14 protein-coding genes are annotated in these 12,661 nt (G+C 68.8%); 8 read left to right on the plus strand and 6 right to left on the minus strand.

Going from position 1 to position 12,661, the window contains the following annotated elements; all coding sequences use genetic code 11:
• Nucleotides 1–6: 6 nt before the first annotated feature.
• The 4 genes from ACFYRH_RS12325 to ACFYRH_RS12340 all read right to left on the minus strand — a co-directional run bounded on the left by ACFYRH_RS12325 (nucleotide 7) and on the right by ACFYRH_RS12340 (nucleotide 2,051).
• A complete protein-coding gene (locus ACFYRH_RS12325) occupies nucleotides 7–471 on the minus strand; it encodes an ABC transporter ATP-binding protein (RefSeq protein ID WP_387772439.1) in 465 nt (154 codons plus the stop codon).
• Nucleotides 468–989, minus strand: coding sequence for a PadR family transcriptional regulator (locus ACFYRH_RS12330; protein ID WP_387772442.1), 522 nt, complete (start codon nucleotides 987–989; stop codon nucleotides 468–470). Before ACFYRH_RS12330 ends, ACFYRH_RS12325 begins: the two co-directional genes overlap by 4 nt.
• A 127-nt stretch (nucleotides 990–1,116) precedes the next feature.
• On the minus strand, nucleotides 1,117–1,614 hold the full coding sequence (locus ACFYRH_RS12335; protein ID WP_387772445.1) for an NUDIX domain-containing protein: 498 nt from the start codon (nucleotides 1,612–1,614) through the stop codon (nucleotides 1,117–1,119).
• A gap of 35 nt (nucleotides 1,615–1,649) precedes the next feature.
• The gene (locus ACFYRH_RS12340; RefSeq protein ID WP_387772448.1) at nucleotides 1,650–2,051 is read right to left on the minus strand and encodes a VOC family protein; all 402 of its coding nucleotides are present in this window, start codon (nucleotides 2,049–2,051) and stop codon (nucleotides 1,650–1,652) included.
• A 64-nt stretch (nucleotides 2,052–2,115) separates the two neighbouring features.
• Between ACFYRH_RS12340 and ACFYRH_RS12345 the strand changes: the two genes are divergently transcribed.
• The 6 genes from ACFYRH_RS12345 (at nucleotide 2,116) to ACFYRH_RS12370 (ending at nucleotide 7,516) form a co-directional block, all read left to right on the plus strand.
• Nucleotides 2,116–3,210: a glycerate kinase gene (locus ACFYRH_RS12345; protein ID WP_387772451.1), complete on the plus strand. Its 1,095-nt coding sequence runs from the start codon at nucleotides 2,116–2,118 to the stop codon at nucleotides 3,208–3,210.
• 193 nt (nucleotides 3,211–3,403) lie between these two features.
• A complete protein-coding gene (locus ACFYRH_RS12350; protein WP_387772454.1) occupies nucleotides 3,404–3,760 on the plus strand; it encodes a HesB/IscA family protein in 357 nt (118 codons plus the stop codon).
• A gap of 121 nt (nucleotides 3,761–3,881) precedes the next feature.
• The gene (locus ACFYRH_RS12355; protein WP_387772457.1) at nucleotides 3,882–4,523 is read left to right on the plus strand and encodes an ABC transporter permease; all 642 of its coding nucleotides are present in this window, start codon (nucleotides 3,882–3,884) and stop codon (nucleotides 4,521–4,523) included.
• A complete protein-coding gene (locus ACFYRH_RS12360) occupies nucleotides 4,516–5,718 on the plus strand; it encodes an ABC transporter ATP-binding protein (protein WP_387772460.1) in 1,203 nt (400 codons plus the stop codon). The genes ACFYRH_RS12355 and ACFYRH_RS12360 overlap by 8 nt, the downstream gene beginning before the upstream one ends.
• Nucleotides 5,715–6,536, plus strand: a complete 822-nt coding sequence (locus ACFYRH_RS12365; RefSeq protein ID WP_387772463.1) for an ABC transporter permease — start codon at nucleotides 5,715–5,717, stop codon at nucleotides 6,534–6,536. The genes ACFYRH_RS12360 and ACFYRH_RS12365 overlap by 4 nt, the downstream gene beginning before the upstream one ends.
• Nucleotides 6,533–7,516 carry a glycine betaine ABC transporter substrate-binding protein gene (locus tag ACFYRH_RS12370; protein ID WP_387772466.1) on the plus strand — a complete coding sequence of 328 codons (984 nt, stop codon included), beginning with the start codon at nucleotides 6,533–6,535 and terminating at the stop codon, nucleotides 7,514–7,516. The genes ACFYRH_RS12365 and ACFYRH_RS12370 overlap by 4 nt, the downstream gene beginning before the upstream one ends.
• Here the strand turns inward: ACFYRH_RS12370 and ACFYRH_RS12375 are convergent.
• Nucleotides 7,503–8,951: a DHA2 family efflux MFS transporter permease subunit gene (locus tag ACFYRH_RS12375; RefSeq protein WP_387772469.1), complete on the minus strand. Its 1,449-nt coding sequence runs from the start codon at nucleotides 8,949–8,951 to the stop codon at nucleotides 7,503–7,505. The genes ACFYRH_RS12370 and ACFYRH_RS12375 overlap by 14 nt on opposite strands.
• Before the next feature lie 90 nt (nucleotides 8,952–9,041).
• Between ACFYRH_RS12375 and ACFYRH_RS12380 the strand changes: the two genes are divergently transcribed.
• Nucleotides 9,042–9,752, plus strand: coding sequence for a TetR/AcrR family transcriptional regulator (locus tag ACFYRH_RS12380; RefSeq protein ID WP_387772472.1), 711 nt, complete (start codon nucleotides 9,042–9,044; stop codon nucleotides 9,750–9,752).
• Nucleotides 9,753–9,897: 145 nt separating this feature from the next.
• Entirely contained in the window at nucleotides 9,898–11,331 is a 1,434-nt protein-coding gene (locus tag ACFYRH_RS12385) for an MFS transporter (protein ID WP_387772475.1), read from the plus strand.
• A 59-nt stretch (nucleotides 11,332–11,390) separates the two neighbouring features.
• On the opposite strand, the gene ACFYRH_RS12390 is transcribed toward ACFYRH_RS12385, so the two are convergent.
• Entirely contained in the window at nucleotides 11,391–12,644 is a 1,254-nt protein-coding gene (locus tag ACFYRH_RS12390; RefSeq protein WP_387772478.1) for an aspartate aminotransferase family protein, read from the minus strand.
• Between the last annotated feature and the right edge of the window lie 17 nt (nucleotides 12,645–12,661).

Here is a 12,661-nt window from a genome sequence, read left to right on the forward strand (position 1 = left end):
CGGCGCTCAACGTGCGCGCTGATCACCGGACAACTCGGAGGGGAGATGGCGGGCGCGGTCCGCCAGTCCGACCCGATCGAGGAGCGATTCGGCGCGCCGTCGGGCGGCCCGAGGTGAGCGGCCGGCGAGGAGAGCGGGCAGCTCGACGTTCTCCGCGGCTGTCAGCTCGTCGACCAGGTGGAACGCCTGGAAGACGAAGCCGATCGAGCGCCGGCGGAGATGCGCCAATGCACGCTCGCTGAGGATGTCGGTACGGCGGCCCGCTATCCAGACCTCTCCGTCCGTGGGGCGCTCCAGACCACCCAGCAGATGCAGCAGCGTCGACTTCCCGCAGCCGCTCGGCCCCATCACGGCGAGCGTCTGACCCTCGGGTACGTCGACGTCGAGGTCGTCGACGGCGCGGACCCAGCTCGCGCCCGCGCCGTGTTCTTTGGTCAGGCCGCGGACCTGAATCAGGGGAGTGTCGTTCATGCGTCCTCGGATTCGTCGAGTGGCTTGGTCCACGTGCGTTCGCAGACGTCGAGCCAGCGGAGGTCGGCCTGCAGACGCAGTACGACGCCTTCGAGCAGGACCACTGCGGCGGAGTCGGCCGGCTCGGCGAGCACTGCCTGCTGCGCTTCCCGCAGGCTCCGCAGCAGCTCGCGGCGCTGGGCGGCGACGAGTTCGACCGGGTCCGCGAGCCGGGCAGCCGCGGCGACGACGAGCTTGAGATGGAACTCGGCCAGCTCGAGCTTCGGGCCGCCGACGTCGCTCAGCCAGGTTGCGACCCGCTGCTGCCCGTCCGGGGTGAGGGAGTACACCTTCCGATCGGCGTGCTCGGCGGGCTCGCAGACGATCAGTCCGGCTTTCTCCAGCCGCGCGAGCGTGACGTAGATCTGCCCGGGATTCATCGACTCCCCGAGCGGCCCGAGACTCCGCTGCAGCCGCGCCCGCAGGTGGTACCCGTGCGACGGCTCCTTCGCCAGCATCGCCAGCACTGCGTCCTGCACCCGACCCCCTAACGGTTAGCTAATAGATAGCGGTTATCCCCGCGCCCTGTCAAAGCCCAGCCTGCTGGCGGTTTGTTTCACCACTGACGTGCTACAACACGCCACCGATCACATAACCCGCCATCGGCTAACCAATGGGCTCGTCGAAGTACAGCCCGCCTGCGAAGACGGCGGTCAGGAGCGGGCGGTGGCTGGCGACCACCGGCAGCGCCGCGGCCTCGTCCGCCGTGAACCACCCGACCTCACTCACCTCCGCGGAGCAGCCCGCCTCGCCGGCGACCACCTCGGCGCGGAAGACGATGCCGAGGAGCTGAACGCGATCGCCGTCGGGGTAGACGACGACAACGTCCGGGTTGGAGTAGACGCCGATCAGCCCGGTGGCGCGCACGGTCAGCCCGGTCTCCTCGAAGGTTTCGCGCTCGGCCGCTTCGGCCGGTCGTTCGCCGGGCTCGATCGCGCCGCCGGGGAGGCACCATTCGCCGTTGTCGGTGCGCTTGGTGAGGAGGAGACGGTCGCCGTGCATGACTGCTGCGACTGCTCCTGGGCGGAGGCGGGCGGTAGTGCCGATTCGGGGGCCGTGTTCTTGGTGGGCATAGCCCGGGACTCGGGGTGTTTGGTCAACCATCGCTCAGCGCCCTTCGGCGGGCGCCGGCCGCTGCATCAAGAGTCCTCGGGGCTCGGTGGGCCGCCGGGGGGCCATTCGACGAGTTCGATGCGGTAGCCGTCGGGGTCGGTGAGCCAGGACGTCTTCGGACCGTCGGGGCCGCCGGGCAGTTCCGCGTCCGCGGGGTGCAGGCCGGATTCGGTCAGCCGCGCGATGGTGCCGGCCAGTGAGTCGACCTCGATCGCGAAGTGCTGGAAGCCGCCGATCTCGACCGGGCCGTCGGCGGGCCGGTGCACGAGTTCGAGCGACACCGACTCCTCGCCGGGCAGCCGGAGCCACACCAGGCTCGAGCCGTCGTCGAACGGGACCGTGCCGAGGTCGACGTACCCGACGGACTTGTAGAACGTCAGCGAGCGTTCGAGGTCGGTCACGCGGAGTGCGAAGAGGATCGACTTCATGCCCAACGATCCAACTGGCGGCACTCGGCGACGTCAACAGACCTGGGTGGGAGAGGATGTCGGCATGCGGATTCTGATTGCGCCGGACAAGTTCGCCGGGACGTTGACGGCTGTCGAAGCGGCCGCGGCCATCGAGGCGGGCTGGCGGCGCCGCGACCCGAACGCGGAGGTGCTGGTGGCGCCGATGGCGGACGGCGGCCCGGGGTTCATCGACGTGCTGTCGGCCGTCGTCGACGGGAAGCTGCTGTCCGTCACCGTCCGTGGTCCGCTCGGTGAGGAGACTCCCGCGACGGTCCTGCTCGCGGGCGAGACGGCGTACGTCGAGACCGCGCAGGCGTGCGGGCTGCACCTGGTGGAGCCGAAGCAGCGCCGGCCCGAGGACGCGACGACGTACGGCGTCGGTCAGCTGATCGTGGCGGCCGTGGACGCCGGTGCGCGGCGGATCATCCTCGGCCTCGGTGGTTCGGGGACCAACGACGCGGGAGCGGGTCTGCTCGCGGCGCTCGGGGCGACGGGGGAGTCGGGCGAGCTGGACGCCGGTGCCGCTGGGCTCGCCGGACTGACCGCGGTCGATCTGACTGCAGCTCGGGAACGCGTGGCCGGTGTCGAGTTCGTCGCGGCCAGTGACGTTGAGAACCCGATGCTCGGCCTGCGCGGCGCGACCAATGTCTTCGGCACCCAGAAGGGCATCGCCGACGAGCGGAAGCCCGAGGTCGACGGCTGGCTGACGCACTTCGCCGAGCTCGCCGACCGGAAGACCGCGGACCAGAAGGGTGCCGGCGCCGCGGGCGGTCTTGGGTACGCGCTGCTGCTGCTCGGCGCCGAGCGGGTCTCCGGGATCGACCTGGTCGCCGAGCTCACCGGGCTGAAGCAGAAGGCCGCACAGGTGGATCTGGTGCTGAGCGGCGAGGGAGCGTTCGACTTCCAATCCCGCGACGGCAAGGTGATCGCCGGCGTCGCGAAGGTGGCGAACGACGCGATGCGGCCGTGTGTGGTGCTCGCCGGGAAGGTGCTGATCGGCTCCCGCGAGATGCGGTCGATGGGCGTCGAGTCGGCGTACGCGCTGGTGGACGCGGTCGGCGAGGAGCAGGCGTTCGCGGACCCGAGCGGTTCGCTCGCGACGGTCGCGGAGCGGGTCGCGAAGACCTGGGCGCGCTGAGTGGGCCCGGTCCGGCACTGGTCCGGCACTGGTCCGGCACCGGTCCGGTACCTGACGGGATGGTTGATCTGTGAAATTGGTGTGCGACCATGGGAATGAGCGCGGGACGCCAGCTGTTGACCCGTGTTGACATGAGACTTCCGTGCCGCCCGGAAGCTGTACGGCGGCACTTGAGAGATGACTGGAGTCAGGGATGACTGAAGCGCAGACCGAGCAGACGGCAGCCACTGGTGTTCTCCTCACCGACGGAGCCGCCGCCAAGGTGAAGGCGCTGCTCGACCAGGAAGGCCGCGACGACCTCGCGCTGCGGGTCGCCGTACAGCCCGGTGGTTGCTCCGGACTGCGGTACCAGCTGTTCTTCGACGAGCGTCAGCTCGACGGCGACGTGGTGGCCGACTTCGGTGGCGTGAGCGTCGTCACGGACCGGATGAGCGCGCCGTACCTGAAGGGTGCGTCGATCGACTTCGTCGACACCATCGAGAAGCAGGGCTTCACGATCGACAACCCGAACGCGACCGGCTCGTGCGCGTGCGGCGACTCGTTCAACTGATCTGATCTAGACAGAACAAAACCCCTGGTCACGCCCGTGACCAGGGGTTTTGTCATGTCCAGACTTCGGAAGGAACCGTCCCAATGTGTGAATCCAACGCTTGTTGGGTACCGGTTGCCGTGTGTGGGATTACATCACTGAACGTCACTCGCAGCTGCTCTATCAGAGTTATCAGCACCTGAGCCTGGTCATCCAGTGCGTGCTGCTGGCCACCGTGATCGCGGTCGGCCTGGCAGTCGTCGTGCACCGCAATCCGCGGATCGCATCACTGGCCGGGGCCGTCAGCGCGGTAGGTCTGACCATCCCGTCGTTCGCGTTGCTCGGCCTGATGATCCCGTTGGCGGGCATCGGTACGGCGACGTCGGTGGTGGCCGTCACCTTCTATGCGTGCCTGCCGATCCTGCGCAACGCCGTCGTCGGCCTGGCCGGCGTCGACGCGACGCTGATCGAGTCGGCGCGCGGCATGGGGATGGGGGCGATCCGGACGTTGCTCCGGATCGAGCTGCCGTTGGCCTGGCCGGTGATCCTGGCCGGCGTCCGGGTCTCGGCCCAGATGTCGATGGGGATCGCGGCCATCGCCGCCTATGTGCTCGGGCCCGGCCTGGGCAGCTTCATCTTCACCGGCCTGACCCAGATCGGTGGCAAGAACGCTCTGAACTCCGCGTTGGTCGGCACGATCGGCGTCGTACTGCTCGCACTTGTCCTGGACGCACTGCTGCTGCTCGTCGGCCGCCTGACCACCTCGAGGGGTATCCGTGTCTGAAACCATCATGACCGAGAGCGGCACCGACAGCCCTGCCGAGGAGATCAGCGGCGTCGACATCGAGCTGACGAACGTCGTCAAGCGGTACCCGGGCCAGAAGAAGCCCGCCGTCGAGGGGCTCTCGCTGCACATCCCGGCCGGTGAGATCGTGATGTTCGTCGGCCCGTCCGGTTGCGGCAAGACCACGTCGCTGAAGATGATCAACCGGCTGATCGAGCCGACCTCCGGCAACATCCGGATCGGCGGCGAGGACATCAGCAAGCAGGACGACGACGACCTGCGCCGCCGGATCGGGTACGTGATCCAGGGCGGCAGCCTGTTCCCACACATGACCGTCACGCAGAACATCGCCCTGGTGCCGGGCCTGCTCGGCTGGGACAAACGCCGTACGGCGGAACGCGTCGACGAACTGCTGGAACTCGTCGGCCTCGACCCCGACCGGTACCGCGGCCGCTACCCGCGGGAGCTCTCCGGCGGTCAGCAGCAGCGCGTCGGTGTCGCCCGGGGGCTCGCGGCCGACCCGCCGGTGATCCTGATGGACGAGCCGTTCGGCGCGGTCGACCCGATCACCCGGCAGCGGCTGCAGGACGAGCTGCTCAGCATCCAGGAGGAGCTGCGCAAGACGATCGTCTGCGTCACCCACGACTTCGACGAGGCGGTGAAACTCGGTGACCGGATCCTGATCCTCACCGAGGGCGCGAAGATCGCGCAGTACGACACCCCCGAGGCGATCCTGGCGAACCCGGCGAACCGGTTCGTCGCGGACTTCGTCGGCGCCGGCGCCGCGCTCAAACAGCTGACCCTGAGCCGGGTCAGCGAGATCGAGCTGAACCAGCCGACGGTCGCGGAGATCGGCGACCCGGCACCGGCCGTACTGCGGGCCGCGAACGAGGCGGGCGACGATTCGGTCGTCGTACTCGACCGGCGGAAGCGGCCGGTGGACTGGATGTGGACCACGGATCTGTCGGAGGTCGACAAGGTCCCGGCGCCGCACGAGGACACCGACCTGGTCACGATCGACCGGCGGGCGACGCTGAACGACGCGCTCGACACGATGCTGATGTCGAGCCACGGCAGCGCGGTCGTCACCGGTCGCCGCGACGAGTACCTGGGGGTCGTCGACTTCCAGTCGGTGCTCGCGCGGATCCAGGAGGGCTCGAACGGCACCGACCCGGAGGCGGAGGTCGCGCAGTGACCACGCTCGATCCGTCACCGGACACCACACCGAAAGAGAATCTCGCCGACGCGAAGGCGGCCGCGGCCGGTCTCGCGACGAGTCGGGCCCGGCGCCCGTCGTGGGGCCTGCTGATCGGCCAGCCGTTGTTCGTCGCGCTCGTCATCGTGGTCTGGGCGATCTGGCGTTCGCAGGCCGACCTCGACTCGATCGAGCAGCGCCAGCTCGAATGGAAGCTGATCGGCCGGCTGACCGTCGAACACCTCGAACTCACCGCCGTCGCGACGATCATCGTGCTGCTCGTCGCCGTGCCGCTCGGCATCATGCTCACCCGGCCGCGCGCCCGGCGGGCCGCCCCGGTCGTTGTCGCGATCGCGAACGCGGGCCAGGCGGCGCCGGTAATCGGCCTGATCGTGCTGCTCGCGATCTGGCTCGGCTTCGGCTTCTGGACCGCGATCTTCGCACTCTGCCTGTACGCGATCCTGCCGGTGCTGCGAAACACCATCGTCGGCCTGCAGGGCGTCGACCGGACACTGGTCGAGGCCGGTCGCGGCATGGGCATGTCCAACTTCGCCGTCCTCGGCCGGATCGAGCTGCCGCTCGCCGTGCCGGTGATCATGGCCGGCATCCGCACCGCGCTCGTCCTGGTCGTCGGTACGGCGACGCTGGCCACCTTCATCGACGCCGGGGGACTGGGCAGCCTGATCACCACCGGCATCCGCCTGCTGCGTTACCCGGTGCTGATCAGCGGCGCCATCCTGGTCGCCGCGCTGGCGCTGCTGATCGACTGGGCGGGCCGAGTACTCGAAGAAGTGACCCGACCGAGAGGACTCGGATGAAGCGGCTGGTAGCAGGCCTGACAGCGACAACGGCCGCGCTCACGCTGCTGCTCTCGGGCTGTGGCCTGGGGACGAGCGGCGGGTTCGTGCCGACCGGTGCGCTGCAGGGTGACCTGAAGTCGGTGAAGAGCCTCGACGGGCTGACCATCGCGATCGGCTCGAAGAGCTTCCAGGAGCAGCTGATCCTCGGCAAGATCGCCGCGATCCTGATGCGGTCGGCCGGCGCGGACGTCCAGGACCTGACCAACATGCCGGGTAGCGACACGTCCCGGCAGGCGATGCTCGGCGGCCAGATCCAGATGGCCTGGGAGTACACCGGGACGGCGTGGATCTCGTACCTCGGCCACGACACCGGCATCCCGGACAAGCAGAAGCAGTACGACGCGGTCGCCAAGGAGGACCTGGACAAGTACGGGCTGGTCTGGCTGAAGCCGGCGCCGATGAACAACAGCTACGGCTTCGCGATGACCCGCAAGGAGTCCGAGAAGACGCACATCACCAAGCTGTCGCAGATCGCGTCGCTGCCGGTGAAGGAACGCACGTTCTGCGTCGAGTCCGAGTTCGCGAACCGCAACGACGGCTTCGAGCCGATGCTGAAGCACTACGGGATCCCGCTGGGGACCGGCGTACCGCGGAACAACATCCGGACCCTGGACACGGGTGCGGTGTACGCCGCGACGAGCAACGGGGATTGCCGGTTCGGTGAGATCTTCACCACCGACGGGCGGATCAAGTCGCTCGACCTGCAGGTGCTCCAGGATGACAAAAAGTATTTCCCGGCGTACAACGTGGCTCCGGTGATCAGCAAGAAGGTGCTGGACAAGTACCCGCAGTTGCGGGACCTGCTGCAGCCGGTCTCGGACAAGCTCACCGACCCGGTGCTGATCGAGCTGAACGCGCAGGTCGACGTCGACGGACGTGAGCCCGCCGACGTCGCCATGGACTGGTTGGTGAAGGAGGGGTTCGTCAGCCGTGGCTGATGCTCTCCTCCCGGGCCCGCTGCGGGAGTAGGAAGGTCACGGCGAGGCTGACCACGAAGAGCCCGGTCGCGACCAGGACCGACGTCTTGGTCGCGCCCAGGAAGGCGTGGCCGGGCAGCGACTGGAAGAACACCGTGCCGATCACGGCGACGCCGATCGCGCCGCCGTACTGCTGCATGGCGGTCAGCACGCCGGATGCGGAGCCGGCGGCCTGGTCGTCGATCGAGGCCAGGATGATGTCGAACAGCGGCGCGAAGACCATGCCGGCGCCGATGCCCGTGGCCAGCGTCGCCGGGACCAGGTTCCAGATCGTCGTCGCGTCGCCGTAGGTGTGCAGGGTGAACCAGACGCCGGCCATCGCGACGGTCATCACCGCGACGCCGAGTTGCAGCGCCTTGCGGCCGAGTTTCGGGGCGAGTACGGCGGCCGACACCGGTGCGCCGATGGCGATTCCGAGTGAGAACGGCACCATCGCGAGGCCGGCCTTCAGCGGGCTGTAGTGCAGGCCGAGCTGGGTGAACAGGTTGAACACCAGCGTGAAGCCGTTCATCGCGAGGAAGAACGTGGTGATCACGCCGAGCCCGGCGACGTACCCGCGGTTGCGGAACAGGGACGGGTCGATGACCGGGTTGCCGGAGCGGCGTTCGCGCCGGCCGAACAGCGCGAACACGGGAACCGAGGCGACCAGCATCAGGATCGACCACAGCGGCCAGCCGAGCTCGCGGCCCTGGACCAGCGGGTAGATCAGCAGGCCGGACGCGAGGCTGACCAGGAGCACGCCGACGGCGTCCAGCCGGTTGGCGCCGGCGGTCTTCACCTCGGGCATGAACCGGAGCGCGCCGACCAGGGCGGCGATGCCGATCGGGACGTTGATGAAGAAGATGGTCCGCCAGCCGGCGCCGAACCAGTTCGCGTCGATCAGCACACCGGCCAGGATCGGGCCGGCCACCGCGGACAGGCCCATCACCGGGCCGAACATCGCGAACGCCTTGCCGAGCTCCTCCGACGGGAAGATCGACTTCACGATCGCGAAGCCCTGCGGGATCATCACCGCGCCGAGCAGGCCCTGCGCGAACCGGCTGCCGATCAGCAGTTCCGGGCTGGTCGCGAACCCGCAGACCGCGGACGCGACGGTGAAGCCGAGCGCGCCGATCACGAACAGCCGCCGGCGGCCGACCAGGTCGCCGAGCCGGCCGAAGGTGATCAGGCCGATCGCGAAGGCCAGCGTGTAGCCGGCCAGCATCCACTGCATGGCGGACTCGGAGCCGCCCAACTCGGCGCGGATGGACGGCGCGGCGATGTTCACGATTGTCGCGTCGACCAGGTCCATGATCTCGGCGATCAGGATCGTCGCCAGCACGATCCAGCGCCAGCGGTACGGCGTCCCGCGGGCGGCCGTCGTGGTTTCGGGTGAGTTCTCTGCGACTGCGGTCATGGCGGCCCCCTGGGAGACGATTCAGAACGGTGTTCGTTGACGAACACTGTTCTACGCTCGAACAGTGTTCGCATCAAGTACAGTGTTCGTATGAGCCAACCTCCGTGGCGGCCGATCAGCCCCGCCAAACCCGTCCGCCCGGCCCGGGAGCCGTTGAACCGTGAGCGGATCGTGGACACCGCGCTGCGGCTGGTGGTCGACCAGGGGTACGAGGCGGTCTCGATGCGGAAGGTCGCGCAGGAGCTGCGCACCGGTCCGGCGTCGCTGTACGCGCACGTCGCGAACAAGCGGGAGCTCGACCAGCTGCTGGTCGACCGGGTCGCGCAGTCGATGAATCTGCCGTCGCCGCCGGATCCTGAGCGCTGGCAGGAGCAACTCAAGGACGCCATGCGCGAGATGTTGCGGGCGATGCGGTCGACACCCGGAGTGGCGCGCGCCGCGATCGGCGCCGTACCGCTGGGGGAGGCCGCGCTGCGGACGTCGGAGTGTCTGCTCGGCATCTTGAAGGCGGGTGGGCTCCCGGATCAGGCGGCCGCGTGGGCGGTGGACCTGATCCCGCTGTACGTGACCGCGATCGCGTTCGAGGAGGACGTGCAGCGGGTGGCCGACTGGACGCCCGAGGACCTCGAGCGGTTCATCGACGGTCTGCGGGGCCATTTCGCCTCGTTGCCGGCCGATCGGTTCCCGCTCACGGTGGCGCTCGCGGGGCCGCTGACCTCCGGAGCCGACGGCGACGAACGCTTCGAATTCGGTCTTGCTGTGATCACCGCCGGTCTGGCGGCCCTCGCCGAGAAACCTTGATCCACCGGTAGTCATCGCTTGCCGTTCACGAATGCACATGGCTAACCTTCGGATTGTCAACAAAACTACGACCGGACCCGCGCGGCGTGTTGAATACGTGGAGGGTGGGCACACGGGTGAGGCCGTATCCGACACAGGAGGAAATGTGGACGCCGAGACCCAGCCGCCAGTGAGCGATCAGCCACCCGGAGGTGGACAGCAGCAGGACCGGCCGCCCGCGACCTCAGTCGACACGGAGCCGCCGCCCGGAGTGCTGAAGAAAGCGATCGCCGCCTCGGCGATCGGTAACGCGACGGAGTGGTTCGACTACGGCATCTACGCCTACGGCGTGACCTACATCTCGGCCGCCATCTTCCCGGGCGACACCGAGAGCCAGACCCTGCTCGCGCTGATGACGTTCGCCGTCTCGTTCCTGGTCCGCCCGCTCGGCGGTCTGGTCTGGGGTCCGCTCGGTGACCGGCTCGGCCGCAAGCACGTGCTGGCGATCACCATCATCATGATGTCCGGCGCGACCCTGCTCGCCGGACTCGTACCGTCGTTCGACACGATCGGCTACTGGGCCCCGGTGCTGCTGGTGCTGCTCCGGATGATCCAGGGCTTCTCGACCGGTGGTGAGTACGGCGGTGCCGCGACCTTCATGGCCGAGTACGCGCCGAGCCGCAAGCGTGGGTTCCTCGGCAGCTTCCTCGAGTTCGGGACGCTCGCCGGCTTCTCGCTCGGTGCCTTGCTGATGCTGTTCTTCTCCCTGGTGCTCGGCGACGACGCGATGCACGCGTGGGGCTGGCGGCTGCCGTTCCTGGTCGCCGCGCCGCTCGGTCTGGTCGGGGTCTACCTCCGGTCGCGGCTCGAGGACACGCCGGTCTTCCGTGAACTCGAGGCGAAGGGCCAGAAGGAGGAGCAGACCTCAACGCAGTTCAAGGACCTGCTGTCCGGCTACTGGGGCCCGATCCTGCGGCTCGGCGGCATGGTGATCGCGCTGAACGTCGTGAACTACACGTTGCTCACGTACATGCCGACGTACCTGGAGAAGGAGATCGGGATGAGTTCCGATCTGTCGCTGGTGGTGCCGATCATCGGCATGCTGGCGATGATGGTCTTCGTCCCGTTCGCGGGCCGGATGTCGGACCGGGTCGGCCGGAAACCGTTGTGGTGGGCGTCGCTGGCCGGGTTGTTCGTGTTCGGCGTACCGATGTTCCTGCTGATGGGGACGAACCTGGCCGGGGCGATCGTCGGTTTCGCGGTCCTGGGTCTGCTCTACGTCCCGCAGCTCGCGACGATCTCGGCGACCTTCCCGGCGATGTTCCCGACGCACGTCCGGTACGCCGGGTTCGCGATCGCGTACAACGTCTCCACCTCGCTGTTCGGTGGTACGGCGCCCGCGGTCAACGACTGGCTGACGGCGAAGACCGGGGACTCGCTGGTGCCGGCGTACTACATGATGGCGGCCTGCGTGGTCGGTGCCATCGCGCTGGCCAAGGTCCCGGAGACGACGCGGTGCCCGCTGAACGGCACCGAGATCCCGGGGACCGACGAGGCGCCGCCGCCGGTGGCGCTCGACGCTGAGCCCGCGAAGGCGTAGTGACAGCAGAAGGCCGGTCCGCGAATCCCGCGGACCGGCCTTCTGCTGTGTCGTGTGCGCTAGCCGATGACGGCAGCCACGGCGTCGGACCAGATGCCGGCGGCCTCGTCGATCTCGTCGGGGGAGACGACCAGGGCCGGGATGAAGCGGACGACCTGGCCCCAGGCGCCGCAGGTGAGCAGCAGCAGGCCCCGGCGGGCGGCCTCCTGCTGGGCCGCGGCCGCCGTCACCGGGTCGGGCTTGCCGTCCGCGTCCCGGAACTCGTTGCCGATCATCAGGCCGAGCCCGCGGACATCGGTGATCTGCTCGTGCTTGTCCGCGACCAGTTGCAGCGCCTGCTTGAGCTGGGCGCCGCGGTCGGCGGAGTTCTGCACGAGACCTTCGTCCTGGATCACGTCGAGCGTTGCCAGCGCCGCCGCGCAGGCGACCGCGTTCGCGCCGTACGTGCCGCCCTGCGAGCCGGGCCAGGCCTTCTCCATCAGCTCCGACGACGCGGCGATCCCGGACAGCGGGAAGCCGGAGGCGAGGCCCTTCGCGGTGACGAGTACGTCGGGCCGGGAGCCGAAGTGGTCGCCGCCCCAGAACTTGCCGGTGCGGCCGAAGCCGGTCTGTACCTCGTCGACGACGAGCAGGATCCCGTGCTTGTCGGCGCGTTCGCGGAGGCCGGCGAAGAAGCGCTCGTTCGCGGGGACGTACCCGCCCTCGCCGAGTACCGGCTCGACGAAGAACGCCGCGGTGTCGGCCGGCGTGCTCAGGGTCTGCAGCACGTAGTCCAGCTGGTTGAGTGCGAAGTCGGTCGCCTGCTCGACCGGCCAGTCGAAGTGGCCGGGGTCGGGGAACGGCGAGACATGCACGCCGGCCATCAGTGGGCTGAAGCCGGAGCGGAACTTGGTGCCGGACGTCGTCATCGAGGCCGCCGCCACGGTCCGGCCGTGGAAGCCGCCGTGGAACACGATCACGTTCGGCCGTCCGGTCGCCTGCCGGGTGAGCCGCAGCGCCGCCTCGATCGCCTCACTGCCGGAGTTCGCGAAGAACATCCGGTCGAGGCCCCGGGGAAGCACCTCGCCGAGCCGCTCGACCAGGTCGAGCAGCGGCCGGTGCATCACCGTCGTGTACTGCGCGTGGATGATCCGGCCGACCTGTTCCTGCGCGGCCGCCACCACGCGCGGGTGGCAGTGCCCGGTCGACGTGACACCGATGCCGGCTGTGAAGTCCAGGTACCGGCGATCGTCCTCGTCGAACAGTTGCACACCGGTCCCACGAGCGGCGACCACGCCGGTCGCCTGTTTGAGGATCTGCGAGAGCTCCGCCACGGACCTTCCCCTCCAGT

The sequence above is a fragment of the Kribbella sp. NPDC004875 genome, assembly GCF_042873375.1.
In the GTDB taxonomy this organism is placed as follows: domain Bacteria; phylum Actinomycetota; class Actinomycetes; order Propionibacteriales; family Kribbellaceae; genus Kribbella.

Bases quoted from the DNA above. Each gene is read 5' to 3' on its own strand.
- ACFYRH_RS12345 (WP_387772451.1), top strand. From the start codon at position 2,116: ATGCGGATTCTGATTGCGCCGGACAAGTTCGCCGGGACGTTGACGGCT.
- ACFYRH_RS12350 (WP_387772454.1), top strand. From the start codon at position 3,404: ATGACTGAAGCGCAGACCGAGCAGACGGCAGCCACTGGTGTTCTCCTC.
- ACFYRH_RS12370 (WP_387772466.1), top strand. From the start codon at position 6,533: ATGAAGCGGCTGGTAGCAGGCCTGACAGCGACAACGGCCGCGCTCACG.
- ACFYRH_RS12375 (WP_387772469.1), bottom strand. From the start codon at position 8,951: ATGACCGCAGTCGCAGAGAACTCACCCGAAACCACGACGGCCGCCCGC.
- ACFYRH_RS12325 (WP_387772439.1), bottom strand. From the start codon at position 471: ATGAACGACACTCCCCTGATTCAGGTCCGCGGCCTGACCAAAGAACAC.
- ACFYRH_RS12335 (WP_387772445.1), bottom strand. From the start codon at position 1,614: ATGGTTGACCAAACACCCCGAGTCCCGGGCTATGCCCACCAAGAACAC.
- ACFYRH_RS12340 (WP_387772448.1), bottom strand. From the start codon at position 2,051: ATGAAGTCGATCCTCTTCGCACTCCGCGTGACCGACCTCGAACGCTCG.
- ACFYRH_RS12380 (WP_387772472.1), top strand. From the start codon at position 9,042: ATGAGCCAACCTCCGTGGCGGCCGATCAGCCCCGCCAAACCCGTCCGC.